At 49.1% G+C, this 24,618-nt stretch carries 22 protein-coding genes; 14 read left to right on the forward strand and 8 right to left on the reverse strand.

Features of this window, described 5'->3' with window-relative positions:
- Positions 1–83 precede the first annotated feature (83 nt).
- Positions 84–3,641 carry a chromosome segregation protein SMC gene (gene smc, locus ACFOET_RS07540; protein ID WP_379021179.1) on the forward strand — a complete coding sequence of 1,186 codons (3,558 nt, stop codon included), beginning with the start codon at positions 84–86 and terminating at the stop codon, positions 3,639–3,641.
- Between the two features lie 75 nt (positions 3,642–3,716).
- Here smc and ACFOET_RS07545 read toward each other — a convergent pair whose 3' ends face one another.
- Positions 3,717–4,139, reverse strand: coding sequence for a hypothetical protein (locus ACFOET_RS07545; RefSeq protein WP_379021181.1), 423 nt, complete (start codon positions 4,137–4,139; stop codon positions 3,717–3,719).
- Between the two features lie 263 nt (positions 4,140–4,402).
- Here ACFOET_RS07545 and ACFOET_RS07550 point away from each other — a divergent pair, with 263 nt between their 5' ends.
- Positions 4,403–4,531, forward strand: coding sequence for a 30S ribosomal protein THX (locus ACFOET_RS07550; protein ID WP_379021183.1), 129 nt, complete (start codon positions 4,403–4,405; stop codon positions 4,529–4,531).
- A 7-nt stretch (positions 4,532–4,538) separates the two neighbouring features.
- Here the strand turns inward: ACFOET_RS07550 and rlmB are convergent, their stop codons facing one another.
- Both rlmB and rocD read right to left on the reverse strand, forming a co-directional pair.
- Positions 4,539–5,321 carry a 23S rRNA (guanosine(2251)-2'-O)-methyltransferase RlmB gene (rlmB, locus tag ACFOET_RS07555; RefSeq protein ID WP_379021185.1) on the reverse strand — a complete coding sequence of 261 codons (783 nt, stop codon included), beginning with the start codon at positions 5,319–5,321 and terminating at the stop codon, positions 4,539–4,541.
- A gap of 35 nt (positions 5,322–5,356) precedes the next feature.
- The gene (gene rocD / locus ACFOET_RS07560) at positions 5,357–6,571 is read right to left on the reverse strand and encodes an ornithine--oxo-acid transaminase (protein ID WP_379021187.1); all 1,215 of its coding nucleotides are present in this window, start codon (positions 6,569–6,571) and stop codon (positions 5,357–5,359) included.
- A 145-nt stretch (positions 6,572–6,716) separates the two neighbouring features.
- Between rocD and ACFOET_RS07565 the strand changes: the two genes are divergently transcribed.
- The 5 genes from ACFOET_RS07565 to ACFOET_RS07585 all read left to right on the forward strand — a co-directional run bounded on the left by ACFOET_RS07565 (position 6,717) and on the right by ACFOET_RS07585 (position 10,600).
- Positions 6,717–7,115, forward strand: a complete 399-nt coding sequence (locus ACFOET_RS07565) for a DoxX family protein (RefSeq protein ID WP_379021189.1) — start codon at positions 6,717–6,719, stop codon at positions 7,113–7,115.
- 3 nt (positions 7,116–7,118) lie between these two features.
- Positions 7,119–8,312, forward strand: coding sequence for an MFS transporter (locus ACFOET_RS07570; RefSeq protein ID WP_379021191.1), 1,194 nt, complete (start codon positions 7,119–7,121; stop codon positions 8,310–8,312).
- Positions 8,313–8,412: 100 nt separating this feature from the next.
- The gene (locus ACFOET_RS07575) at positions 8,413–9,012 is read left to right on the forward strand and encodes a TetR/AcrR family transcriptional regulator (RefSeq protein ID WP_379021193.1); all 600 of its coding nucleotides are present in this window, start codon (positions 8,413–8,415) and stop codon (positions 9,010–9,012) included.
- 76 nt (positions 9,013–9,088) lie between these two features.
- Positions 9,089–9,721: a nitroreductase family protein gene (locus ACFOET_RS07580; RefSeq protein ID WP_379021195.1), complete on the forward strand. Its 633-nt coding sequence runs from the start codon at positions 9,089–9,091 to the stop codon at positions 9,719–9,721.
- A 114-nt stretch (positions 9,722–9,835) separates the two neighbouring features.
- Positions 9,836–10,600 (forward strand): superoxide dismutase, encoded by a 765-nt coding sequence (locus ACFOET_RS07585; RefSeq protein ID WP_379021197.1) that lies wholly within the window; start codon positions 9,836–9,838, stop codon positions 10,598–10,600.
- Between the two features lie 99 nt (positions 10,601–10,699).
- Here ACFOET_RS07585 and ACFOET_RS07590 read toward each other — a convergent pair whose 3' ends face one another.
- Positions 10,700–11,101, reverse strand: a complete 402-nt coding sequence (locus ACFOET_RS07590) for an SRPBCC family protein (RefSeq protein WP_379021199.1) — start codon at positions 11,099–11,101, stop codon at positions 10,700–10,702.
- Between the two features lie 18 nt (positions 11,102–11,119).
- The gene (gene pyrE / locus ACFOET_RS07595) at positions 11,120–11,770 is read right to left on the reverse strand and encodes an orotate phosphoribosyltransferase (protein ID WP_379021201.1); all 651 of its coding nucleotides are present in this window, start codon (positions 11,768–11,770) and stop codon (positions 11,120–11,122) included.
- A 127-nt stretch (positions 11,771–11,897) separates the two neighbouring features.
- Between pyrE and ACFOET_RS07600 the strand changes: the two genes are divergently transcribed.
- Positions 11,898–12,386 carry an NUDIX hydrolase gene (locus tag ACFOET_RS07600; RefSeq protein ID WP_379021202.1) on the forward strand — a complete coding sequence of 163 codons (489 nt, stop codon included), beginning with the start codon at positions 11,898–11,900 and terminating at the stop codon, positions 12,384–12,386.
- On the opposite strand, the gene coaD is transcribed toward ACFOET_RS07600, so the two are convergent.
- The 3 genes from coaD to ACFOET_RS07615 all read right to left on the reverse strand — a co-directional run bounded on the left by coaD (position 12,376) and on the right by ACFOET_RS07615 (position 14,269).
- The gene (gene coaD, locus ACFOET_RS07605) at positions 12,376–12,873 is read right to left on the reverse strand and encodes a pantetheine-phosphate adenylyltransferase (RefSeq protein WP_379021204.1); all 498 of its coding nucleotides are present in this window, start codon (positions 12,871–12,873) and stop codon (positions 12,376–12,378) included. The genes ACFOET_RS07600 and coaD overlap by 11 nt on opposite strands.
- Positions 12,874–12,935: 62 nt before the next feature.
- On the reverse strand, positions 12,936–13,469 hold the full coding sequence (gene rsmD, locus ACFOET_RS07610; protein ID WP_379021206.1) for a 16S rRNA (guanine(966)-N(2))-methyltransferase RsmD: 534 nt from the start codon (positions 13,467–13,469) through the stop codon (positions 12,936–12,938).
- Positions 13,460–14,269, reverse strand: a complete 810-nt coding sequence (locus ACFOET_RS07615) for a DUF3822 family protein (RefSeq protein ID WP_379021208.1) — start codon at positions 14,267–14,269, stop codon at positions 13,460–13,462. The genes rsmD and ACFOET_RS07615 overlap by 10 nt, the downstream gene beginning before the upstream one ends.
- A 63-nt stretch (positions 14,270–14,332) precedes the next feature.
- Between ACFOET_RS07615 and ACFOET_RS07620 the strand changes: the two genes are divergently transcribed.
- The 6 genes from ACFOET_RS07620 to ACFOET_RS07645 all read left to right on the forward strand — a co-directional run bounded on the left by ACFOET_RS07620 (position 14,333) and on the right by ACFOET_RS07645 (position 24,596).
- A complete protein-coding gene (locus ACFOET_RS07620; protein ID WP_379021358.1) occupies positions 14,333–15,754 on the forward strand; it encodes an ATP-dependent DNA helicase in 1,422 nt (473 codons plus the stop codon).
- A gap of 112 nt (positions 15,755–15,866) precedes the next feature.
- Complete coding sequence (locus ACFOET_RS07625; RefSeq protein WP_379021210.1) at positions 15,867–17,258, forward strand: APC family permease; 1,392 nt, start codon at positions 15,867–15,869, stop codon at positions 17,256–17,258.
- Between the two features lie 77 nt (positions 17,259–17,335).
- Positions 17,336–17,863 carry an SAM-dependent methyltransferase gene (locus tag ACFOET_RS07630; RefSeq protein ID WP_379021212.1) on the forward strand — a complete coding sequence of 176 codons (528 nt, stop codon included), beginning with the start codon at positions 17,336–17,338 and terminating at the stop codon, positions 17,861–17,863.
- Between the two features lie 169 nt (positions 17,864–18,032).
- Positions 18,033–20,522 carry a S9 family peptidase gene (locus ACFOET_RS07635; RefSeq protein WP_379021214.1) on the forward strand — a complete coding sequence of 830 codons (2,490 nt, stop codon included), beginning with the start codon at positions 18,033–18,035 and terminating at the stop codon, positions 20,520–20,522.
- A gap of 152 nt (positions 20,523–20,674) precedes the next feature.
- Positions 20,675–22,918: a sodium-translocating pyrophosphatase gene (locus ACFOET_RS07640; RefSeq protein ID WP_379021360.1), complete on the forward strand. Its 2,244-nt coding sequence runs from the start codon at positions 20,675–20,677 to the stop codon at positions 22,916–22,918.
- Between the two features lie 202 nt (positions 22,919–23,120).
- Positions 23,121–24,596: an amino acid permease gene (locus ACFOET_RS07645; RefSeq protein WP_379021216.1), complete on the forward strand. Its 1,476-nt coding sequence runs from the start codon at positions 23,121–23,123 to the stop codon at positions 24,594–24,596.
- The last annotated feature ends 22 nt before the right edge of the window (positions 24,597–24,618 follow it).

Raw genomic sequence — 24,618 nt, forward strand, 5'->3', positions numbered from 1 at the left:
ATCTTTCGGGCAAAGATAGGCTATACATGTAGTTAATCAATCCAATTTCTTAAATTCGCCACGGAACAGAGATAGCGGCACAGATGCAACTGACCAAGCTCGAAATAAAAGGATTTAAAAGTTTCGGTGATAAGATCACGATCCATTTCAACGAAGGCGTAACAGCCATTGTCGGCCCCAACGGTTGTGGCAAATCCAACGTGGTGGATGCCATACGTTGGGTGCTTGGCGAACAAAGCACCCGCATGCTCCGTTCCGAAAAGATGGAAAATATCATTTTCAATGGTACAAAAAATCGCAAAGCGGCCAACCTAGCTGAGGTATCTCTTTCCTTCGACAACACCAGGAATATTCTTCCCACGGAGTTTTCACAAGTAACCATTACCCGCAAGTTGTACCGTAGCGGAGAAAGTGAATACCGGCTCAATGACGTCAAATGCCGGCTTAAGGACATCACCGATCTTTTCCTCGATACCGGGATCGGTGCTGATTCCTATTCCATTATCGAACTGAAGATGATCGATGAGATCATCAATAATAAAGATAACTCACGCCGTAATCTCTTTGAAGAAGCATCAGGTATTTCTAAATATAAAGTTCGCAAAAGGCAAACACTCAGTAAATTAAAAGATACGGAAGGGGATCTGGAACGGGTGGAGGACCTCCTCTTTGAAATTGAGAGAAACCTCAAGACGCTGGAAAACCAAGCCAAAAAGGCCGAGCGCTATTACCGGCTCAAAGAGCAGTATAAGATGCTCAGCGTGGCATTGGCAACTTACCGGATTGCACATTTTAGCGAATCGCTGTCCCGGCTTGACGAGCAGGAGCTGGCACAGCGCACTGAGCAGACACGAATCGGCGCGGCAACTGCCAAGCTGGAGGCCCAGCTTCAGCAACTAAAACAGGAAAGCCTTGCCAAAGAGAAAAACCTTTCCGTACAGCAGAAGGCAACCAGCGAATACGTTGGCAAAATTCGGGCCTACGAGAGCGAAAAAAAGGTTAAAAACGAGCAGCTCCGGAATCTTCAGGAGAAGGAGAAGCGCCTCAGCGAGGATATTTCGCAAGATAAGCAGCAGCTTAACCATGCGCTGTACAACATCAAACGGCTCAACGAGGAGCGGCTTACCGAGCAACAGAAGCTCGACACCATTTCCGCGTCATTGCAGCAGCAAAAAGCTGAAGTAGACGAGTTGCGAGGTCAGCAGCAGACGGCTAAAAATAAGCTGGACGCAGCCATGCGCGCGCGAAACGAACTGCAAAACGCTATCCATAAACTCGAAAAGGAAATCGCTGTCATGCGCATCCAGCATGATGCCTTAGCGCAGGAGAGCCAGCGCAATGTAAACGATGTGGAGTCCAAGGTTTCCGAACTCGACCAGTTCAACGTACTGGTAGACCGATTGGAGGGTCAAACACAAGCTTTACAGCAGGACTACGACGCGGCGGCAAAGTCAGAAAGCGAATTGCAGCACCGTATCGCTGACACCGAAGCCATCCTTCAGTCGCTCAAGGATGAGCTGATCCGGAATAACCGGCAACTGGATGCAAAGCAGAATGAGTACAACCTCACCAAATCATTGGTTGACAACCTGGAGGGCTTCCCCGAGTCGATACGTTTCCTACGTAAAAACGCCGGTTGGAAAAAACACTATCCTTTATTTTCAGACATCCTATTCTGCAAAGAGGAATATCGCATAGCCGTCGAAAATTATCTGGAGCCCTATATGAACCACTATGTGGTGCAGGCGCAAGAGGAAGCGGTGCAGGCTATCCAGCTATTGAGCGACGCCGCCCGGGGAAGGGCCAATTTTTTCGTACTCGACGCAATCAGCGGCCTCCGCATACCGGAAACCGCAGCTGCAACGGACGGACGGCTCGTCCATGCGATGGAAATCATCGATGTGGAAGCGCAATACCTCCCGTTGTGCCGCATCCTGCTGCATAATGTTTTCGTGCTTCGGGCCGACGATGAGCAATGGCCTGGTGACGAGCTGCCGACCGACGGAATCGCTGTGCTGCACAAGAGCGGTAAATTCAGTATAAACAGACTAGGTATGGCCGGCGGGTCGGTCGGGCTTTTTGAAGGAAAGCGCATCGGCCGGGCTAAAAATCTCGAAAATCTGGCGAAAGAAATCAAGTCGTTAGGACAATTGAACTCCGCCCAGCAAGGCAGGGTTGCTGAAGAAACCCAACGGCTTGCCGCCCTAAAAGGCAGTTCCCAGAAACCTCGCATGGAAGAAGTGGGACAACAGCTCAACCGGCTGAATCACGAGCTGGTGTCTGTTAAAACCAAGCAGGAACAATACCACGCGTTCATTACCAACAGCCAAAACCGCAAACAGGATATCGAGGCAAAAATGGCCAGTATCGCCGATGAGCTGAAACGTGCCGAGCCATCGCTGCAAACCCTCCAATCCGAAAATGAACGACGAAGCGCATCACTGGCAGAAATGCAGGCGGTCTTCCGCGAACTTTCGGAGGTACTCACTGAACGAACATCGGCATTCAATCAAGAAAACATACGCTTTCATCAGCAGCAAAACAAGGTATCAGGCGTCGAAAAGGACCTGGAATACCGTGAGACACTCCGGGATACCTATGAGGGCCGGATTGCGAAGAATAGGGATGAATTTGAACAGGTGCAGGCATCCATCAAAGACACGCTACAGCATGTAGATGACTCGGACGAAGATCTCCTTGCCATGTACACTCAGAAAGAAGCATTTGAAAAGGGGCTGCACGAAGTCGAGGAAGACTACTATGCCTCTCGTGCAAAGATCAATGAGACCGAGGAAGAGATCACACAACTACGGCGGCAAAAGGAACAGGTGAACTTCATTTTTGATGAGCTCCGGGATAAAAAAACCAGCCTGAAGCTCGAGCTAAACGCGCTGAAAGAGCGGCTGTCTGTCGAATTTTCCATCGATATCAACGATTTAATGCCAGGTGACGACGGGGTAGTGCAGCCGCAGCCCGAAGAGGACGAAGAGGCACTCCGTCAGAAAACGGAAAAACTGCGCAAGCAACTGGATGATTTCGGCAGTATCAATCCCATGGCAATGGAAGCCTATCAGGAGATGAACGAACGGTACACCTTTATTGTCAAGGAAAAACAAGACCTTTTGGATGCTAAAAATTCCTTGTTGGAAACCATACAGGAGATCGATGAAACCGCACGCGAAAACTTCATGGACGCTTTCACTCGTGTGCGCGAAAACTTCATTAACGTATTCCGCTCGCTATTCAACGAGGAAGACACTTGCGATCTGATACTCTCAGACCCCAGTAATCCATTGGAATCCGACATCGACATTATGGCACGCCCCAAAGGTAAGCGCCCGTTGTCTATCAATCAACTGTCAGGCGGTGAAAAGACCTTGACATCCACGGCGCTGCTATTCGCCCTTTACCTGCTTAAGCCGGCACCATTCTGTATCTTCGACGAGGTAGATGCCCCGCTTGATGATACCAACATTGATAAGTTCAACAACATCATCCGCAAGTTTTCCAACCAATCGCAATTCATCATCGTATCGCATAATAAGCGTACGATCGCCAGCACGGACATTATTTACGGGGTAACGATGGTTGAACAGGGCGTGTCGCGCGTGGTAGCCGTGGACATGCGCGAAGTGGCATGACCGGGTTCTGCTCGACGTTAGTTACTCCCTTTCGGCGCTTTTGCGCACGGTAACCGACTCTACCGCATTACCCCGTCAGGAATTGATTTTGGGCAACCATCGCGCGATCCGTTTACGATGCGGCCCAAGCTTGTCCCAGATTCTTCTGTTGGGATCTTTTTCACGTTCGCCACAATCAATCACCTCACACGATCGGCATAAACGGTTGTATAAAGCGCCAAAGAAAATAATGCGCAGAAACCTACCGTATTTCTGTAAAAAATATTCAAAATATATGTGCCCCCAGATTTCCACAATTAAGGAATCGTCGCCAACCTGGAGCGCTTTGCCAAAGTGCAAATAATAATCTGCCTTGACCTGACCCACCAGGAGTGAAGCTATCTGTTCGGGTGCGCGTGAAATCGCAAGCCTAAAGCATTTATCACTTGTAATCTGAATTAGCCCCTCTTTAATTCCTACCTCAATGGAACAATCTTGCAACTTATAGCTCTTTCTCATTCCCCACGAAGATAGGAACATTTACCGGACATGCGATTATGGATAAAAATTATGCTTATTTTTCCATTTACGTAATCTATATAAAGCACTGATAAAAAACCCGTTAAAGAATCAATTAACTTATAGTTAAATGCCAGGGAAAGATGAAAATGAAAAAATGTCAGGTCTCGGAATTTTATTATTATTGGTTATTTATTAATTTAGTTCGGATTTTTTTGAACTTGATTTCATGGATATTGTTAACCTGAGAAACACTGTTCGATATGGGAAAAGGAGATAAAAAAACCAAACGCGGGAAAATCGTCAATGGTACTTACGGCAAAAGGCGACCAAGTAATAAGCACAAAAGGAAAAAGCAGGAACGAGCCAAGGTAGCGATGGAGGCCAGCTGAGGGGTTGTCAACGTTCGAAGACGCTCCGCTGCCGTACCGCCTCATACAACGCGACACCCGCAGACACAGATACATTGAGCGAAGCGATGGATCCAGCCAAGGGAATTTTTGCCAAGTGGTCGGCCAAGCGGATTAGCTCATCGGAGATACCCTGTTCTTCCGAGCCTAGCACCAACGCGCTGGGCACGGTGTAATCGATCTGATATAGGTCATGTTCCGTTTTTTCGGTACAGGCGATCAGCTGGATGCCCGATTCCTGAAGAAGGCGTGCCGTTTTAGTAAGACTTTCTTCTCTGCATACGTTAATTTTATACAGCGCTCCTGCAGAGGTCTTGATGGCATCCGGGTTGATTTCAGCTGAGCCCCTTTTGGGCACAATGAGCGCATGGACGCCGGCACATTCTGCCGTACGGGCGATGGCTCCGAAATTGCGGACATCGGTGACGCCATCTAAGATCAGCAACAACGGGACTTCCCCCCTTTCGTAAATCATCGGCACAATATTTTCGATCCGTTGGTAAGTAATCGGCGAAATGACTGCGATGACACCTTGGTGATTTTTGCGCGTCATGCGGTTAAGCTTTTCGATCGGTACTTGCTGATAACTGATGTCATGCTGCTTGAGCAACTGCTTCAATTCAAGGAACAATGCTCCTCCCAATCCGCGTTGAACAAAAAGCGACTCGATTTCCTTACCGCTGTCAATAGCTTCGATAACCGCTCTGATCCCGTAAATATGCTGGTTCGTTTCGCGCTTTTCGCGCGCTGGTCTGTGATGGTAATGCTGCATCGCTGATTTTGCGCGAAGTTACGACATTATCAGGTTCATGCCAAACTTGCCAAGCTCTTTCCGATAATACTAATGCATTCATCGAGCTGTTCCTTGGTAATCACCAGCGGTGGTGCAAACCGAATTTTATCTCCATGCGTCGGTTTGGCAAGAAGACCATCCTCTTTTAGTGCTAAGCAAAGTTTCCATGCGGCTTCAGGGTTTCCGTGTTTGATGACAACAGCATTCAACAAGCCTTTTCCCCGCACCTCCTTTATGTTGGGATGGTCGAGCGCCCGTATGCGTTCACGAAAATGTTCGCCCAGTTCGTCCGCTCGTTCGGCCAGCCGTTCGTCCTTGATCACCTCCAGCGCAGCTATTGCCACTTTACATGCCAAGGGATTGCCTCCATACGTAGATCCGTGTTCGCCGGGCCTGATGCATAGCATCACCTCGTCGTCAGCCAATACCGATGACACGGGCAGCACACCGCCGCTTAGTGCTTTTCCCAAAATCAGTATATCCGGGCGGACGTTTTCATGGTCACAGGCTAGCATCTTTCCTGTCCGGGCAAGGCCCGTCTGTATTTCATCCCCGATGAACAACACGTTGGCCTGCTTGCATAAGGAGTAGGCTGCCGCAAGATAGCCGTCATCCGGCACGTACACACCGGCTTCGCCCTGGATAGGCTCTACAAGGAAGCCGGCCACAGATGGGTCTTGTAGCGCTTTCGATAGCGCTTCCAGATCGTTGTAAGCCACAACTTCATATCCTGGCATAAAGGGGCCAAAACCCTCACGGGAGGATGGGTCTGTACTGAACGACACCACGTTGAGCGTACGGCCGTGGAAATTGCCTTCGACGGTTATGATTTTGGCTTGGTTTTCCGGAATACCCTTTTTATCGTATCCCCACCGGCGGGCGAGCTTCAGCGCTGTTTCCACTGCCTCCACCCCGCTGTTCATCGGCAATACTTTGTCGTACCCGAAATACGTCGTGACATAACCAGCATATTCCCCCAGCAAATCGCTATGGAAAGCCCGGGAGGTTAACGTTAGCTTTTGGGCTTGCTCAACGAGCGCACCGACGATCTTTGGATGGCAGTGCCCTTGGTTTACGGCTGAATACCCCGAGAGGAAATCGTAGTAGCGTTTGCCTTCGACGTCCCACAGGTGTACCCCTTCACCGCGTTCCAGCACAACGGGCAAGGGGTGGTAGTTATGAGCACTGTATTGCAATTCTCTATCGATGAACTGCTGTGTCCTTGACATATTGTTATTGGTTATTGACATGTGCCAAAGTTATAACTCTTTTATTGTTTTTTGTACATGAACATTTTGCTTGAAACAATTTACAAACCCGATTGTCCCGACAGCAAATGGATGTATCTTTGCAAAGCTACAAACCCAGCGCAATATGACTGATCAGAAAATCATCGCTTTTGTCGTACGGCTACCCATCGCTATATCGTTTCTCGGCCATGGCCTCGTAAGATTGCCAAAACTACATGCATTTGCGTTGAACATGGCCCAGCAATTTGCCGATACACCACTTCCGCAGGGCGTGGTCTTCGCCTTCGGATATATCCTTGTTTTCAGTGAATTTATAACAGGCGTGTGGCTGATCAGCGGCCGCTGGTTCAGCCAAGCCTTAATAACGGGTCTCGTCATCATGACCCTGTTGATTTTCGGTAGCTCGCTCATCGAAAATTGGAACGCGGTATCGGTACAACTGATACACAGCATATACCTTGGCGGACTTTTGCTCTGTTATCAATACAGTGCTAAACCACGCGGGGCAGCAAATACCTACTAGCTAATGGCAGATTCTCGTCGTGAAGAACAGCCGTCCCACCTAAGTAGCCGGACCTTATGGCTGATGACCGTTGGGGCCGGGCTTGTGGTAGCGAACAATTATTATAACCAACCACTGTTGGCACTTATTGCGGCAGATTTCCGAGTTTCAGAACGCGAGGCAAGTGCAGTGGCCTCGATTACGCAAATCGGCTATGCGGTAGGCCTGTTTTTTCTGGTTCCGCTGGCCGATATGTTCTACCGGAGGCGGCTGATCGTGGCTATTTTTCCGTTTATTGTCGTATCGCTGCTGCTGGCCTCATTCAGTCACGAATTGTCGTGGTTGACCGTTGCCAGCTTTTTTATCGGTCTCACGTGCATTATACCGCAGCTTTTCGTGCCTCTCGCCGCCACGCTGGCGGCACCAAAGGAGAGAAGCCGGTCAATCGGCATGGTGATGAGCGGTTTGCTCATCGGTATCCTCGCATCACGGATCATCAGTGGCTTCGTGGGACAGCACATGGGCTGGCGCTATATGTTCTTTATCGGTGCCATTGTCATGTTTGCCTATTGGATAGTCGTAATGAAAACGTTGCCGGAAATAAAACCCTCCTTCCATGGCAGCTACCGTTCGCTGATGCATTCGCTGGTTCACTATTTCCGGACAGACGCAGCCTTGCGGTTGGCCTCATGGCGCGGCGCGTGTAGCTTTGCTTCCTTTGCAGCCTTTTGGACGACGCTGGTATTCCACCTGGAGGGCCAACCATTCCGTGCGGGCAGCGACGTCGCCGGCGCATTCGGAATCCTGGGCATTGCCGGCGCACTGGTGCCGGCAATGCTTGGCAAGACAATAGACCGCCTTGACCGTAATAAGCTTATCGTTGCACTTTCAGGCCTTGCATTGTTTTCATGGTGGTTCATCGGCTCCCCAGGATCAACGCGGTATTGGGGCTTGATCATTGGCGTACTGCTTATAGACATGGCGCTCCAGGCGATACACCTGATTAACCAGTCCGTTATCTTCGCCAAACATCCGGAAGCAACCAACCGGGTGAATACCATCTACATGACGAGCTATTTCGTCGGCGGGTCCCTCGGCACGTTGATTGCATCCATTGCATGGGGACATTTTCAGTGGACTGGTGTTACCATTGTAGGCACCGGCTTTGTGGTGCTGATGTTGGCTGGCCACATGCTTTTCTCCCGGCAGGCAAAATAACCTTGTCATGTGATTGTCGTTTTTGAAACGTTATACCCTCCGTTATGTTAATGGTTGTTATTTTTGCTGACATCGTTAGGTTTTTATAACACCGTAAACAATGGGAATATCAGAACGTAAACAGCGGCAAATGGAGGAAGTGCGGTCAACTATACTCCGGCAGTCGTGGCAGATTGTTGAGGAAGAGGGCTGGCAGGCGTTATCGATCCGTCGGATTGCTGAGGCCATCGAGTACAGCACACCGGTGGTGTACAAGCATTTTGAAAGTAAGGATGCCATCCTTGAGGCATTTTCGCAGGAAGGATATGCCTTGCTGGCGGAAAAGCTCCGCCGTGCGAAAGGGGAGCAAGATAATGCGAATGCGCAGCTAATGGCACTCTCCGGTGCCTACTGGGACTTCGCAATCCAGCATCCGAAACATTACCAGATTATGTATGGATTGGGCATTCCCACTTGCGAAATGGTCAAGGAGATCGGCGAAATCAAGGAAGTGAGTGATATCTTTCATTCTACTATAGAAGCAGCGGCGAAAGCCGGAAACCAACCGGGAACGGACGTCCACTTAAAGGCCACTACATTTTGGTCCATCTTGCATGGGCTCGTAGCAATGAGTTTGATATCGACGCCGGGATGCCCTGAAAAAGCAAAGCTGACGCTCGAAGATGCTGTTTCGGGTTTCATCAAGGCGCTGACGAGCTGAACGTAAAAACACGAGCTGACGTAAAAACAGTTGAATACTAAACATTAACTATTAACATTAATTAGCTACTACGATTATGCAATTATTAGAAGCATTGAACTGGCGTTATGCCACCAAGAAAATGAATGGCCAGCCTGTGCCCCAGGAAAAGGTAGACAAAGTTTTGGAAGCGGCGTACCTGGCGCCCACATCGTCCGGCTTGCAGCCGTTCCGGATCATCGTGATTACCAATCAGGAGCTAAAAAGCAAGATCCGACCGATTGCTTTCGACCAAAGCCAGATCACCGACGGCTCACACCTGCTGGTCTTCGCAGCTTGGGACAACTATAGCGCTGAACGGATAGACCACGTCTTTGCCCGTATCGCATCCGAACGCGGACTCCCTCCCGATTCGTTTGATGATTACAAGACGCGGCTGAAAAACATCTATCTAACCAGATCCGCGGATACAAATTTTGAGCATGCTGCCCGGCAAGCGTATATTGCTTTTGGTTTGGCTATTGCCGCCGCTGCAGAACTTCAAGTGGATGCAACGCCCATGGAAGGCTTTGACAATGCTGCACTCGACGAACTATTGCAGTTGCCTCAACAAGGACTTAAAAGTGTGACACTGTTGCCCTTGGGCTATCGCGACCAGGAAAACGATTGGTTGGTCAAGCAGAAAAAAGTACGCATGTCTAAGGATGAACTGATTCTTAGGATTGCGTAAGTACCTCATTTTTTTCAAAATATCCATGCAAAATGCCAATTAATCCGCTGGATTTAAAAACAAATGTTTAATTTTGGTTGTATTTAAAGCTGTAAATCAAATCTCTTACCCCTTATGGCAACGACCAACAGAAGAAATTTTTTACGGACTACCATTGGCATTTCGGCAGCAACAGTTGCATCTACCGCCATGGGTGTCAATCCACTAAACACATTAGTGGGATGCAGTTCACCGAACGCTACTGGTGATTCATCAGGCGGCGGATCAGACGATCCTCTCCAGTTTTCCCAAGATCCATTGGGATACGAATATGATGCATTGGCACCCCACATTGATGCGCGGACAATGGAAATTCATTACACCAAGCACCATACCGCTTACATTTCCAACGTAAATGAGGCGATTCAGGCGGAAGAGGTAACTTATTCCTCGCCCGAAGAGCTATTTGCTAACATCTCGAAATTATCTGCAAAGATACGGAACAACGGTGGCGGTGCCTGGAACCACTCGTTTTTCTGGAAATCGCTGCGTGCGCCAGTGGATGGTAACGCGCCAAGCGGCGAGTTGGCTGACGCCATCAATGGAGCCTTTGGTTCATTCGATCAATTTAAAGAACAATTTGCCGCTGCAGGCGCCGGCAGGTTCGGTTCGGGTTGGGCTTGGCTGGTAAGCGACAACGGCACATTGAAAATTGGCTCTACCCCCAATCAGGACAATCCGCTGATGGACGACGTAGAAATAAAAGGCAGACCGCTGCTAGGGCTCGACGTATGGGAACATGCGTATTATTTGCACTACCAAAACCGGAGGCCAGAGTACATCACCAATTGGTGGAATGTGGTCAACTGGGACTTTGTTGCGGAGCAATTGAACGGGTAGTTTAGCCAATGGCTTGATACCACCAAATAAAAAAATAAAAAATCCCAACGATCGAAAATCATTGGGATTTTTTATTTGGTATGAAAATCAGCTCGAAGCTTATTTTTCTAGTATCTCCTTTAACTTCCCTACCTGCGCATCCACTAATTTTTGCAACGGCTTCGCAGCCAGCATCTTCATCATCATATTAAGCTCCGCTTCAACGACCAGCGACGCTAGTGTAGCGTGATCGCCCTGAGGCTCTACTCTCCACCGGAGCGTTACGTCAAACGGTACTTTCTCCGACGGCCCGAATACCACTTCACTATTTTCATTCCGATTGTTCACTTTGATGGAGAGCTTTGCCATATTCTTGATGGCAAAACTCGCCGTGTCGCGTGTCGACGACCAGTTGTAAGCTTCCTCTGGCATCAGTTGCTGATGGTTGTTGCAATCAGCCAGAAAACCGTATACTTCAGCTACCGGCCTGTTTACGACCACTTGATTGTCAATAACAGTCATTGATAACAATTGAATTTCTCACTCGTGGTCAGGCGACCAATTTGCGGGGTTTGCTCGCCACTTTTCCAGCAGTTCGATGTCATTGTTCAAAATATAGTTATGCTTGGCGGCAACCGCTAAAAGGGTGTCATAATCGCATAAGCTGAGGTATCTGCACTTTGCATCAGCAAAGTTTTTTTCCGCTTCCGAAAAGCCGTAAGTGAAAATGGAAACCAGACCAACCACGTTACAATCAGCATCTCGCAACGCTTGAACAGCCTGTAAACTGCTTTTGCCGGTGGAAATCAGATCTTCAACAACCACCACACGTTGCCCACTGACAACTTCTCCCTCTATTTGATTTTGTCGACCGTGGTCTTTCGAACTGCTCCTCACATAAGTGAAGGGCAGCCCTAAGTCTTGTGCCACCAACACTCCCTGTGGTATGCCCGCAGTGGCGACACCGGAAATCATTTGTACCGAACCGAATTCCTCTTGGATCAATTCGGAGAGCTTTTGGCGAATATACGTACGGATCGGCGGATGGGACAAAGCTACACGATTGTCGCAGTAAATCGGCGACTTCCAACCCGATGCCCAAGTAAAAGGTTTTTTGGGTTGTAATTTAATTGCTTTAATTTGCAATAATGATTCGGCAACTTTTTGTGCAACCTCATTCATATTATTCATGGCGCAAATCTATAAAATTTATATGAACCAATCCGCCCTCGTTTTGGCAGATTTTATACCCAAAAACCTTACCAATGTTCAATCAATTGATCATCAAGATCTTGACTTGGAAAAACTTTTCAAGCAAGTGAAAGATCACGCAGCCCCCGTAACCTATTTCCTATTAATAAAAAAGCCGAAAGACATTTTCAGCTCGATTAAAAAACAAGTAAAGGTAATTAAAGCCGCCGGCGGGTTAGTAAAAAATGGAGACGGCAATTATTTGTTTATTTATCGGTTGGGAAAATGGGACTTGCCAAAAGGAAAAATAGATGCTGGAGAATCCATGAAGCAAGCTGCTGTACGCGAAGTCGAGGAGGAATGCGGCATTAAGGTGGACTATCTGGGAACGAAACTGATGACCAGCTACCACGTTTATGTCATGAAAGGGGAGTTGGTGCTCAAAAAGACCAATTGGTACGAGATGGCCGTTAATAAAGTGCCCAAGCTAAAGCCGCAACTCGAAGAGGATATCACCGAAGCCGCATGGCTGAGCAAGGGTAAGTTCAACAAGGTCAGGAAAAACACTTATCCGCTGATTGCGGATATCTTGGATACGGTAGCAGTCAGTCATTAGCGCGCCCTGCAACTGTTGATTTACGTGTCACGGCACTCATCACTGCTTCTGGCACCAGTTGACTTGCGTCGCCATTGTTGATAAGAATCTCGCGGATGATGGTGGATGATATATGGGATAAACCGCTACTGCTAACCAGAAATATTGTCTCGATGCCCGGGTCAAGTACCGTATTATTTTGGGCGATGGCTTTCTCAAACTCAAAGTCCCCAGCGTTTCGCATGCCTCGCAAGATATAGCGGGCGCCCACTTCACGGCAAAAATCAACAGTAAGCCCTTCAAATCGAACAGGTTTGATAGAATCCCGGTTTCGGAACACATGATGAATAATCTCCACCCGCTCATCGTGGCTAAAAAAGCCCTTCTTTGTTGTGTTCGTTCCAACAGCCACGTATATTTTGTCAAAAAGCAGCGCCGCACGTTCGATAATGTCTACATGCGCATTAGTGATCGGGTCAAAAGAACCGGGGAATACAGCGATTTTCATGCTTATCTTTTTTCCAAAAATAGCTGATTCCGGCGGCAATGACAAGTCAAGTCAACCCTACTTTATAGCTGATAAAACGAAAACGACGAGTACCCATATTTCCGTGTATCGATCAGGTTCGCATGCGCGCCGACAGTGCGTGTCGACGAGTGCTCCAAGACCAATATGCCACCGGGTTTCAACATTCCCCTTTTAAGTACCTGGTCCGGAAGCTGGGGAAGCTGGGGAAGATCATATGGGGGATCCGCAAATATAAAATCAAATTTCTCGGCACACGCCGCAATAAATTTCAGCGCATCTGCTTTAATGGCTTTAATCGCGCTCAGGTTCAGCTTGCTGGCTGTATCCTTTATAAACCGTGCACATTTGAAGTGGATATCGACAGCCACAACTTCGGCAGCACCCCGGGAGGCCAACTCAAACGCTAGATTACCTGTGCCAGCAAACAGATCCAACGCGTGTATCTCCTTGAAATCCATGCGATTTTGCAGGATATTGAAAAGTGCTTCCTTGGCCATGTCCGTTGTTGGACGGACCGGAAGAGTCGCCGGCGGATGCAATCGCAAACCCGCATGGCTCCCTCCTATTATCCGCATACTACGAGACCGAAAAGCGTAAGGAATCGATGCTTGAGTTGCATCAGTTCTTCGGGGACAGCAACCCCAGTAAGCGATCCACTATCCAGGAATGCCGTGGTCCACCCGTATTCAGAAAGCAACCCGTGACGTTCGTCACCCAAGGCTATATCTCCCGATAAGTAAATGTGAGGCTTTTTATTTACCCAGTCAACATGTTCCAGCACGGAAAGCAGGTAATAGGTAAAGTCGGCTGTGCTATATGTTTCAAAATCGTTACCGTAGATGAACTTTCCCTGATCAAACAGGCAGATCGCCATCCGGGACGACGTGATGTCGAGCACCACGACAGGGTTGTCTGCTCCGGTGCCAAACGCTGCTGTACTGCACAGCAACACCTGTATGAAAGGATAAGCTTGCAGCAGCGGAAAGCGCGCAGTAAAAGGCGCTAAATCCAGCCTATTAGCCTGATAGAGCATGTTTACACCAAGCGATGCGATGGTTGACACCTCAAAATTTACAAGGCCTTCGTCGGGGAGGTAGCGCCGGTAAACTTGTTGATAGGTATCATCAAATACCTCGGTAGGAACAAACATGTAGCGACTATCAAAAACGGATACCTTCACGTGTTGGAAACTGCGGCCCAACAGATTTTCGACCGCTTGCGGCACAAGGGCTGAATCATAGGTCTGCAACGCTTTCAACCTCCTTGCTTGGTCTACAATAGCCAACGCGCACTCATCCTGTGCCACCGTTGCAAGCAAGGTGTAGCCAGCCGTCCGCTGCATGTCGAAATCTGCCGAAGTATACGTGATCATCATTATTCGCCGTGACAAACTTACTTAGATAAATTCGTTGTACCAAACTTTTGGGTACCTTTGAGGGTGCATATCGCTGAATTAATTGCCAGTCGTTTTCCACTGCAGCCAACGGCGCAACAACAGGAGGCATTCCGGCAAATCGCTGCCTTCCTCGAGTATGCGGACAACGCAAGCTGTTTTGTACTCACCGGGTATGCCGGTACAGGTAAAACAACCGTAATCAGCACGTTAACCAGCGTTGCCCCAGCGCTGAACATGCGCACTGTGCTACTTGCCCCCACGGGCCGGGCAGCAAAGGTGATGAGCAATTATTCGGGCAGGAAGGCCTCCACCATACACAAGAAAATTTACCGAAAAAAGAGTGCCTTATCCCCTGACATGGCATTTGGCATGGCAGACAACCCGCATACTGACACGTTGTTCATCGTAGACGAGGCATCGATGATCTCGAACGAACGCCTTTCTTTCAACGGCAGAAGCCTCCTCGAAGATTTGGTCAGTTATGTAAGTAACGGCGAAAATTGCCGGTTGATGTTTGTAGGCGACATGGCACAGCTGCCCCCTGTCGGGCTATTGCAGAGTCCCGCATTGGATGGCGGATGGCTTAGCCGGAACTTCGGAATTCGGGTATTCGGCTACGAGCTTACTGTGGTGGTCCGGCAGGAAAAGCATTCGGGGATTCTCCATAATGCCACAGCAATCCGGGCTCAATTGCAAGAAACACAAGATACGCCTTCAACCCCAGCGTTTCCACGATTTATGGTAAAAGGTTATCCAGATATATTCCGCATGACCGGCGAACGGCTGATCGAAGGGTTGCATTATGCCTACGACAAATACGGGATGGAAAACACCATCGTGATTTGCCGCTCAAATAAAAATGCTAACTTATACAATCAGCATATCCGCAACCGCATCCTATTCAGGGACGAAGAACTGACTGGGGGCGACTACATCATGGTGGTGCGTAATAATTATTACTGGCTCTCGGCCGACTCAAATCGAACCGGATTCATTGCAAACGGCGACATGGCACGGGTGCGCAGGGTGCGCAATCTCCATGAGCAGCACGGGTTCCGGTTTGCGGACGTCAGTCTGGAGTTTATGGACACTGATGAGATCGAACCGATAGACTGCCGGGTGATTCTTGACACCCTCTACAGCGATGCACCAAGTTTGCAACCGGCGGATCAACAGCGCTTCTTTGAGGCTGTCATGGCAGATTACGCTGACATTGCAGATAAAAAAGAACGCATGACTGCGCTGAAGGCCGACCCATACTACAACGCACTGCACATCAAATTCGCCATGGCTGTTACCTGCCATAAAGCCCAGGGCGGGCAATGGCAAGCGGTGTTTGTCGATCAAGGTTACCTCACCGACGAGTTGCTGGATATCGAATTTCTCCGGTGGCTCTATACGGCCTGCACCCGTGCAACCAAAGAACTATTTCTGGTCAATTTCAGCGAGAAGTTTTTCCAGTAGCGGCTTACGATCACCGATCTTCACAAAAATATTACAAGTCATGGTAAACATACCGCATACCCAATTGTATTTTTACCGAACACCAATCGTTAAGATCGTTTAGAACCGTAACATGAAAGAAGAAAGCAAGGCAGGGTATGCCCTGAATGTGCATCAAAACGGCCAAGCCACTAACCACGCTACTAAAACCCCTTTCAATGACCACAACACGCCGAAACCTGTATTACGCATGGTGGATGCGATCGTCATCATCGTTGGTGTGGTCGTCGGTGCCGGCCTCTTCCGTACGCCTAGTTTGGTGGCCGCCAATACGGGTAGCTCGGAAATGTTTGTGTTGGTTTGGTTGCTGGGTGGATTCGTCTCCCTGGTCGGTGCGCTATGTTATGCGGAGCTCAGTACGTCATTTCCCAACACCGGGGGCGATTATCATTTTTTGATGCGTGCCTTCGGAAAGCGCTTTGCTTTTTTATTCGCTTGGGCGAGGGTCAGCGTTATTCAAACCGGGTCAGTTGCACTGCTCGCTTATATTGTAGGCGATTACATCTCGCAATTATATCCCCTTGGCGAATTCGCCTCCGCGCTCTACGCCGGGCTGGTCGTCATCGCGCTTACTGCGATCAACATCGTTGGTGTCCAGTTTGGTGCAGGCACGCAAAAGTTATTGCTTTCCATACAATTTGCCGGACTATTAATGGTTGTTATCGCCGGGTTTTTGTTTACCCCTTCTGCCTCAGAGCTGAGCGCCCTGCCTAGCGCCGAAGGGAACACGACCGCACTGGGACTTGCCATGGTATTCGTCCTGCTCACATTTGGCGGATGGAATGAAGCAGGTTATATCTCCGCTGAGTTGAAGAGTGGTTCCCGGAAAATGGTCCATGTATTGATAATCAGCATATTGATTATTACTGCAATATATTTACTGATCAATCTTGCATTCCTAAATGTGCTAGGTATTGAGCGGATGGCAGTCTCCGATGCGGTAGGTGTAGATCTAATGCGTGCGACTATGGGAGAGCCCGGTGTGGTCCTCATCGGTGTGCTGGTAGCTATGATGGCATTAACCTCCGTTAATGCAACCATATTTACTGGAGCCCGAACAAACTATGCACTGGGACGCGATTTCAAAATATTCGGTTTTTTGGGAAAATGGAACACCAAAACCTCCACCCCGGTCAATGCCCTGATCGTGCAATGCCTCGTGGCACTGGCCCTGATCGGTTTGGGGGCGGTGACTCGCAACGGGTTTCAGTCGATGGTGGATTTTACCGCTCCAGTATTTTGGTTTTTTTTCCTGGCGATCGGTATCGCTCTATTTGTGTTGCGTAAAAAGGAACCGAATACACCACGCCCCTTCAAGGTGCCTTGGTATCCGCTTACGCCGATCATTTTTTGTGCTTCATGCGCGTATTTGCTTTATGCCAGTTTGGCCTATACAGGCGTAGGCGCATTGGTAGGCGTGGCGATATTGGCGCTGGGCACGCTGTTTTTCTTCTTTATCCGATAAGGCAAGATAACAGCTCCGAAACAAGTCTTGGTAATAAATTGTTTATAAATAACTGATGTGTAACACAAAAAATGAACATGATGAACAACGTTAAAAATTGGTTGATTGCCCTATTTGTATGCGTATGCACGAGTGTGTATGCCCAAGAACCGCAACTTGATGTGCCTTACGTGCCCACTAATCAGGAAACGGTAGAAAAAATGCTGGAACTGGCTGGGGTCAAGCCAGGAGATGTAGTGTATGACCTTGGCTGCGGCGATGGCCGCATCGTCATCACAGCAGCCAAAAAATTTGGTGCCACGGGCGTGGGTGTGGACCTCAATCCGCAGCGTATCAAGGAGGCCAACCAAAATGCGCAGAAGGCTGGCGTCACAGACAAGGTGAAATTCGTGGAAGGTAACTTGTTTGATTTTGATTTCAGCAAGGCTAATGTGGTTACCATGTATTTGCTCCCGTCTGTAAATTTGAAACTGAGGTCTAAATTGCAGAAAGAGCTGAAACCCGGAAGCCGTATCGTATCGCACGATTTTGACATGGGCGATTGGGAAGCAGAGAAAGTCGTGGAAGTGGGCAACGACAAGGTTTACCTGTGGACGATCCGTTAGCCAGGTTCTGAAAACAGAAGACCGAAGTTGCGTTTAAAAATCTGTGAATTTTTGCCGACTTCGGTCTTCTGGTTTTCCAAATCACGCGAATATTACATTCCTGAGCCCCATCATATCGACCAAAACCCATATCTTGCGCGGTATTCACTGTTTTATCATTTAATTGACCATGCACAAAGGTTATGCCCTATTGCTGTCGGCGTTTTTAGCGTTAACCGTCGGCTACGCGCAAGAAAATTTACAAAATCCCAAAGCAAATTACCAACTGGCAGCCCGATTTTCGCCTGAAAAGCTAAAACGCTTGATTTTTTCCACTACAGTAAGCCCGAGATGGCTCAAACACACCAATCGTTTCTGGTATACATATGAAACTCCGGCAGGAAAAAACTGGTACGTTGTTGATCCGGCCAACCGCCGTAAGGACCCGTTATTTGACAACGCCGATCTCGCAGCACAGCTTACACGGATTGTCAAAGACCCGTTTGATGCTCAGCACCTCGACATCCGCACCCTGACATTCACGGATGACGAACGACGTATTCGCTTTGAGGTAAACAGCACCAAGGACACCTTGAAAAGCAAGGAGGAGCGAGAGAAAAGCAAGAACAAAACCGATTCGCTCAAAAAAAAGGTATTTTACCTGGAATACGACCTGCAAACCCGGCAGCTCGTGGAACTCGCCGATTCATTGAAGCCCAAACCGCAGCTGTCGTGGGCCTCGTTTTCACCGGACACGAATACAGTCATTTTTGCAAAGAATTACAACCTGTTCTGGATGGATCGAGAAAATTATGAAAAAGCACGGAAGGACGAAAAGGACAGTACCATTGTGGAGCATCAGTTTACCACCGATGGGGTGCAGTATTTCGCATGGGGCGGTGATGACCGAAGTGTCACCACGGGCGATGAAAAAGTAGATGAAGATGAGAAAAACAAGCGCAAGCGCGCAGGTATTATTTGGTCGCCCGATGGAAGGCATTTCGTCGTGACACGCAAAGACAACCGGCACCTCAATGCCCTTTGGGTCATTAACAACGTCGGCGGCAAGCGCCCAACATTGGAAACGTATAAGTACCAGATGCCCGGAGAAACAGACAGCACCGAACAGGGATTATACCTCTTTGATTTTGCCACCAAGCAACCACGTCAGATCAATGTAGCCGCTTTTAAAAACCAGACCCTGTCCGTATGGACGAAGCCTCAGCCCCCCAAGAGAAATCTTGACGATATACAGGTCAACACATGGTTGGGTACCAACGACCGGTTTTTCTTCGCCCGGAGCAGCCGGGACCTTAAGCGTATTGATATGGGTACCGTAAGTGTCGACGGAAAGGTATCGGTGCTGGTGGAAGAACGCGCAAACACCTACCTCGATATCCGGCGGCCTGAGTTAATCAATGGCGGCGACGAATTTATTTTCTGGTCACAACGCGATGGATGGGGGCACTATTACCTGTATGATGGCAACGGCAACATAAAGAACCAGATCACCTCGGGCGAGTTCTATTGTTCCGATGTGGCAGGGGTGAATGAAAAAACCCGCACGCTATATTTCGTCGCCAATGGCCGCGAATCTGGCGAAGACCCCTATTATCAGCACCTTTACAGCATTAACCTCAATGGTAGCGGCATAAAGCTTCTCAATCCAGGCGACTATGACCACCAAGCCGACATGGATGAAAACAACCAGTTTTTCATTAACAACTATTCACGGGTAAACACTGTGCCCCAATCAGCCCTTTTTAACAGCGCAGGACAGAAAATCCTGGATCTGGAGACGGCCGACCTATCGCAGCTCTTTGCGGCAGGATACCAATTTCCCGAACCGTTCAGCGTAAAGGCAGATGACGGCATCACTGATCTGTACGGCGTCATGTACAAGCCGTTTGATTTCGACTCCACCAAGACATATCCGCTTATCGAGTATGTTTATCCAGGACCGCAGACCGAAGCGGTAAACAAAGCGTTCGGCCGCAGCATGGACCGCATTGACCGCTTGGCTCAATTCGGCTTTGTGGTCATTACCGTAGGCAACCGGGGCGGACATCCCGCGCGTTCGAAATGGTATCACAATTACGGGTACGGCAACTTGCGGGATTACGGCTTGGCCGATAAGAAAGCCGCCGCCGAACAATTGGCCGACCGCCATCCGTTCATCGACATCAACCGGGTAGGGATCACGGGGCATTCCGGTGGTGGCTTCATGTCTACGGCGGCAATGCTGGTTTATCCGGACTTCTTCAAGGTGGCGGTATCTGGTGCCGGCAATCACGAAAACAACATCTACAACCGCTGGTGGAGCGAGCGGCATCACGGCGTCACTGAGCGCGTATCATCCAAAGGTGATACGACCTTCTCCTATGCCATTGAGAAAAACACTGAACTCGCCGGGAATCTAAAAGGGCGCCTGCTGCTCGCGACGGGCGATATCGACAACAATGTACACCCTGCCAACACCATCCGCATGGCAGAGGCACTCATCAAGGCCAACAAACGGTTTGATTTTCTATTGCTGCCGGGCCAACGTCACGGCTTCGGCGACATGACCGAGTATTTCTTCTGGAAAATGGGTGATTATTTCTGCGAACATCTGCTGGGCGACCACAAAGACGGTGTAGACATCACTGAAATAAACCGTGAAATGCCGCGTAAGCGATAACAAAACAAGAAACAATAAAAGTCTATTCGAAAACTTACGAATTCATACAAATAAATTTGATAATTACAATAAGCATCTTATTTTTGGCCACGCGCTGTTGAGACCTATTTTTTGATAATGTAACGCATTTGTAAACAATAGAATCGGTTATGATGGATTTTCTACAAGCAAATTTGATTTATTTGATTCCAGTGCTCGGACTGGTTGGCATTATCGTTATGATTGTAAAGTCAGCGTGGGTCGTTAGGCAAGACGCGGGCGAAGAAGGAATGCAATCACTGGCCGGCCACATCGCGGAGGGCGCGATGGCTTTCCTGCGGGCGGAATGGAAGGTTCTCTCCTATTTCGTAATCATTGCCGCCATCCTGTTGGCGTGGTCCGGCACATTGGTAGAAACCTCCAGCTGGGTTATCGCCATTTCGTTCATTATCGGGGCGGTAATTTCAGCTTTTGCCGGATACATCGGCATGAACATTGCCACCAAGGCCAATGTGCGCACTACGCAGGCTGCGCGGAGCAGCCTCGTAAAAGCGCTCAGGGTGTCGTTTACCGGCGGCACTGTCATGGGCCTCGGCGTAGCCGGTCTGGCCGTGTTGGGCATGGGGACACTATTCATCATTTTCTATCAAATGTTTGTGGTCAGCACCGGCGGCAATGTCAACGGCCTTGAAATGGAGAAAGCACTTGAAGTGCTGGCAGGATTTTCCCTTGGCGCCGAGTCCATCGCGCTCTTCGCCCGAGTGGGTGGTGGTATTTATACCAAAGCAGCCGATGTCGGCGCCGATCTGGTCGGCAAAGTGGAAGCCGGCATTCCGGAAGACGATGTGCGCAACCCCGCTACTATTGCGGATAACGTAGGCGACAACGTGGGAGATGTTGCTGGCATGGGTGCCGACCTTTTCGGCTCTTATGTGGCCACAATCTTAGCCACGATGGTGCTGGGCCGTGAAATTATATCGGACGACAATTTTGGAGGCATCGCCCCGATACTGCTTCCGATTTTGATCGCCGGCTTAGGGTTGATTTTCTCTATCGCGGGTGCCTCTTTGGTAAGGATAAAAAACGACCAGGGCGATGTTCAACAAGCGCTAAACCTTGGCAACTGGTCGTCCATCGTGTTTACAGCTATTGCTTCCTATTTTGTGGTCGGCTGGCTGCTTCCCGATCAACTGCATTTGCGGGGCGTATCTTTCACCTCGCTCGATGTGTTCTTTTCCATTGTGATCGGACTCATCGTCGGTGCATTGATGAGCATTGTCACTGAGTATTACACGGCCATGGGTAAACGCCCGGTCACTTCCATCGTAAAACAGTCATCCACCGGCCATGCAACCAACATCATCGGTGGCCTGTCTGTCGGCATGGAATCCACCGCCGTGCCGACGATTATACTCGCCGGCGGCATCATCACGTCTTACGCATTTGCCGGTTTATACGGCGTAGCTATTGCCGCGGCCGGTATGATGGCCACGACAGCCATGCAGCTGGCAATCGACGCATTCGGTCCGATCGCTGATAATGCCGGTGGCATCGCCGAAATGAGCGGACTGCCCAAAGAGGTGCGTGAGCGTACCGATAAATTGGATGCCGTGGGCAACACCACTGCCGCCACCGGCAAAGGTTTTGCCATTGCCTCAGCGGCGTTGACTGCACTAGCACTGTTTGCTGCCTTCGTGGGCATAGCAGGTATTGATTCCATAGACTTATACAAAGCACCGGTATTGGGCGCGCTGTTTATCGGGGCGATGATTCCGTTTATTTTTTCATCGCTGGCCATCGCAGCAGTAGGCCGTGCAGCCATGGCTATGGTTGAGGAAGTACGCCGGCAGTTCCGCGAGATACCCGGTATCATGGAATACAAAGCCAAACCCGAATATGACAAATGCGTGGCTATTTCAACTAAAGCTTCTATCCGTGAAATGATTGCTCCGGGTGCCATCGCGCTGGTTGTTCCCATCCTGGTGGGCTTTGGCTTCAAAGGTGTTTTCGAAGATACTTCTTCCGCAGAAATCCTTGGCGGCTTATTAGCTGGCGTTACCGTGTCCGGCGTATTGCTGGGAATGTTTCAAAACAATGCGGGCGGGGCGTGGGATAATGCTAAAAAGTCGTTTGAGGCAGGTGTGGAGATCAACGGTAAAATGGAGTACAAAGGGTCAGATGCGCACAAAGCATCGGTAACCGGCGACACGGTGGGTGATCCGTTCAAAGATACATCTGGCCCATCGATGAACATCCTGATTAAACTGATGTCTATTGTGTCCCTGGTTATCGCCCCCCATATCAGTGTCGGAGGCGGCAGCCTCGATGCTATTGCCGACACAGAAACGGCTATAGAAAAAGTGATGCCAAACGTCGAACAGGAAAAAGCATATTCCCTCGCGCAAAAGCACCAATAGCGTAGTGTATATGTCCAAAGGGATTCACGTTGCAAAAAGGGGTTTGTTAGCACAGCTCCTTTTTTTTATCCGTAACCATCAGCCTTTTTGAAAACAAAACACTACATACGGCGACAGCAAAAAAATGTACACATAAAAAATAAAAATTTGTAGGTTTGGCTAGTACTAACTGGAAAACCTAAATTGCTAAAAGAAAAGCAGTATGTTATATAAAAAATCGATTCCTACATTGGTTGCCGAAGCATCGGAAAGCGGCGAAGGCACACTTAAACGGACATTATCAAGTGGCGGTTTGGTTGCGCTGGGCGTTGGCGCTATCATTGGCGCCGGCCTCTTTTCCCTCACAGGTATAGCGGCGGCTGAAAACGCCGGACCAGCGGTGACCATCTCATTCATTGTGGCAGCTGTCGGATGCGCGTTTGCAGGGCTTTGCTATGCAGAGTTTGCCGCCATGATTCCCGTAGCCGGTAGTGCATACACTTACTCATACGCCACCATGGGCGAATTCGTAGCTTGGATTATCGGATGGGATCTGGTGCTTGAATACGCCCTTGGTGCGGCTACCGTCGCCTCAAGTTGGTCACAGTATCTAAACCAGTTTTTACTCGAATTTGGCATACATATCCCACATAATTTTCTGCATGGGCCGTGGGAAGGGGGCATTATTAATCTCCCAGCCATTATGATTGTGTGCTTACTTTCCCTGTTATTGATTAGAGGAACCCAGGAGTCGTCGTTGGTAAACAACATCCTGGTCGTCGTGAAAGTGGCTGTCGTGTTGGTCTTTATCGCGCTCGGTTGGAGTTTTATCAATCCACTCAACCATGCCCCGTTCATTCCTACAAACGAAGGTGAGGAACTGGTAAAGTCCGGCCAATTAGGGTTTTTCGAATTCTTCACAGGTGACTATTTCGGTCAGTTCGGTATCAGCGGTATCATGCGCGGCGCGGGCGTCGTGTTCTTTGCTTTTATCGGCTTTGATGCGGTAAGCACGGCCGCCCAGGAGGCAAAAAATCCGCAGAAGGGCATGCCCATCGGTATCATTGGCTCGTTATTGGTCTGTACGGTACTATACGTATTGTTTTCTTACGTAATGACCGGCCTGGAGAATTATCAGTTGTTTGCCGGCGATGCCAAACCCGTGGCTACGGCATTTGCCAAGACGGGGTACACCTTTCTAAATACCGCGCTCATAATCGCCATACTAACGGGCTACACCTCGGTGATTTTGGTGATGCTGCTTGGCCAAAGCCGTGTATTCTATACCATGAGCAAAGACGGCCTCTTGCCTAAATTCTTTTCGGACCTATCCAAAAACCAAACACCCTGGAAAACCAACCTGATCTTTATGGCTTTTGTCAGCATATTTACTGGCTTCGTACCCGTATCAGATCTGGGCCATATGGTGAGTATCGGTACGTTGTTCGCGTTTACATTGGTATGCATCGGCATCCTGGTGTTGCGCAAGACAAACCCCAATACACCGCGGCCATTCCGCACGCCGTTGGTCCCGTTGGTTCCGATTCTTGGCATCGTCGTGTGCATCGCTATGATGGCTTCGCTGCCCATCGAGAGCTGGGAACGCCTGGCCATTTGGATGGCTATCGGGGTAGTGATTTACTTTATTTATGGCAAACGCCATAGTAAAATCAGGAAGGAAGCCGAGGCAGGAAAATAAGCATAGAACAAAAAGGCGGCCT

Origin of the sequence: Parapedobacter deserti, assembly GCF_042646065.1 — a bacterium.
Classification (GTDB): Bacteria; Bacteroidota; Bacteroidia; order Sphingobacteriales; family Sphingobacteriaceae; genus Parapedobacter; species Parapedobacter deserti.

Coding starts and splice junctions, on each gene's coding strand:
- smc (WP_379021179.1), top strand. CDS start 84: ATGCAACTGACCAAGCTCGAAATAAAAGGATTTAAAAGTTTCGGTGAT.
- ACFOET_RS07545 (WP_379021181.1), bottom strand. CDS start 4,139: ATGAGAAAGAGCTATAAGTTGCAAGATTGTTCCATTGAGGTAGGAATT.
- ACFOET_RS07550 (WP_379021183.1), top strand. CDS start 4,403: ATGGGAAAAGGAGATAAAAAAACCAAACGCGGGAAAATCGTCAATGGT.
- rlmB (WP_379021185.1), bottom strand. CDS start 5,321: ATGCAGCATTACCATCACAGACCAGCGCGCGAAAAGCGCGAAACGAAC.
- rocD (WP_379021187.1), bottom strand. CDS start 6,571: ATGTCAAGGACACAGCAGTTCATCGATAGAGAATTGCAATACAGTGCT.
- ACFOET_RS07565 (WP_379021189.1), top strand. CDS start 6,717: ATGACTGATCAGAAAATCATCGCTTTTGTCGTACGGCTACCCATCGCT.
- ACFOET_RS07570 (WP_379021191.1), top strand. CDS start 7,119: ATGGCAGATTCTCGTCGTGAAGAACAGCCGTCCCACCTAAGTAGCCGG.
- ACFOET_RS07575 (WP_379021193.1), top strand. CDS start 8,413: ATGGGAATATCAGAACGTAAACAGCGGCAAATGGAGGAAGTGCGGTCA.
- ACFOET_RS07580 (WP_379021195.1), top strand. CDS start 9,089: ATGCAATTATTAGAAGCATTGAACTGGCGTTATGCCACCAAGAAAATG.
- ACFOET_RS07585 (WP_379021197.1), top strand. CDS start 9,836: ATGGCAACGACCAACAGAAGAAATTTTTTACGGACTACCATTGGCATT.
- ACFOET_RS07590 (WP_379021199.1), bottom strand. CDS start 11,101: ATGACTGTTATTGACAATCAAGTGGTCGTAAACAGGCCGGTAGCTGAA.
- pyrE (WP_379021201.1), bottom strand. CDS start 11,770: ATGAATAATATGAATGAGGTTGCACAAAAAGTTGCCGAATCATTATTG.
- coaD (WP_379021204.1), bottom strand. CDS start 12,873: ATGAAAATCGCTGTATTCCCCGGTTCTTTTGACCCGATCACTAATGCG.
- rsmD (WP_379021206.1), bottom strand. CDS start 13,469: ATGCGGATAATAGGAGGGAGCCATGCGGGTTTGCGATTGCATCCGCCG.
- ACFOET_RS07615 (WP_379021208.1), bottom strand. CDS start 14,269: ATGATGATCACGTATACTTCGGCAGATTTCGACATGCAGCGGACGGCT.
- ACFOET_RS07625 (WP_379021210.1), top strand. CDS start 15,867: ATGAAAGAAGAAAGCAAGGCAGGGTATGCCCTGAATGTGCATCAAAAC.
- ACFOET_RS07630 (WP_379021212.1), top strand. CDS start 17,336: ATGATGAACAACGTTAAAAATTGGTTGATTGCCCTATTTGTATGCGTA.
- ACFOET_RS07635 (WP_379021214.1), top strand. CDS start 18,033: ATGCACAAAGGTTATGCCCTATTGCTGTCGGCGTTTTTAGCGTTAACC.
- ACFOET_RS07640 (WP_379021360.1), top strand. CDS start 20,675: ATGGATTTTCTACAAGCAAATTTGATTTATTTGATTCCAGTGCTCGGA.
- ACFOET_RS07645 (WP_379021216.1), top strand. CDS start 23,121: ATGTTATATAAAAAATCGATTCCTACATTGGTTGCCGAAGCATCGGAA.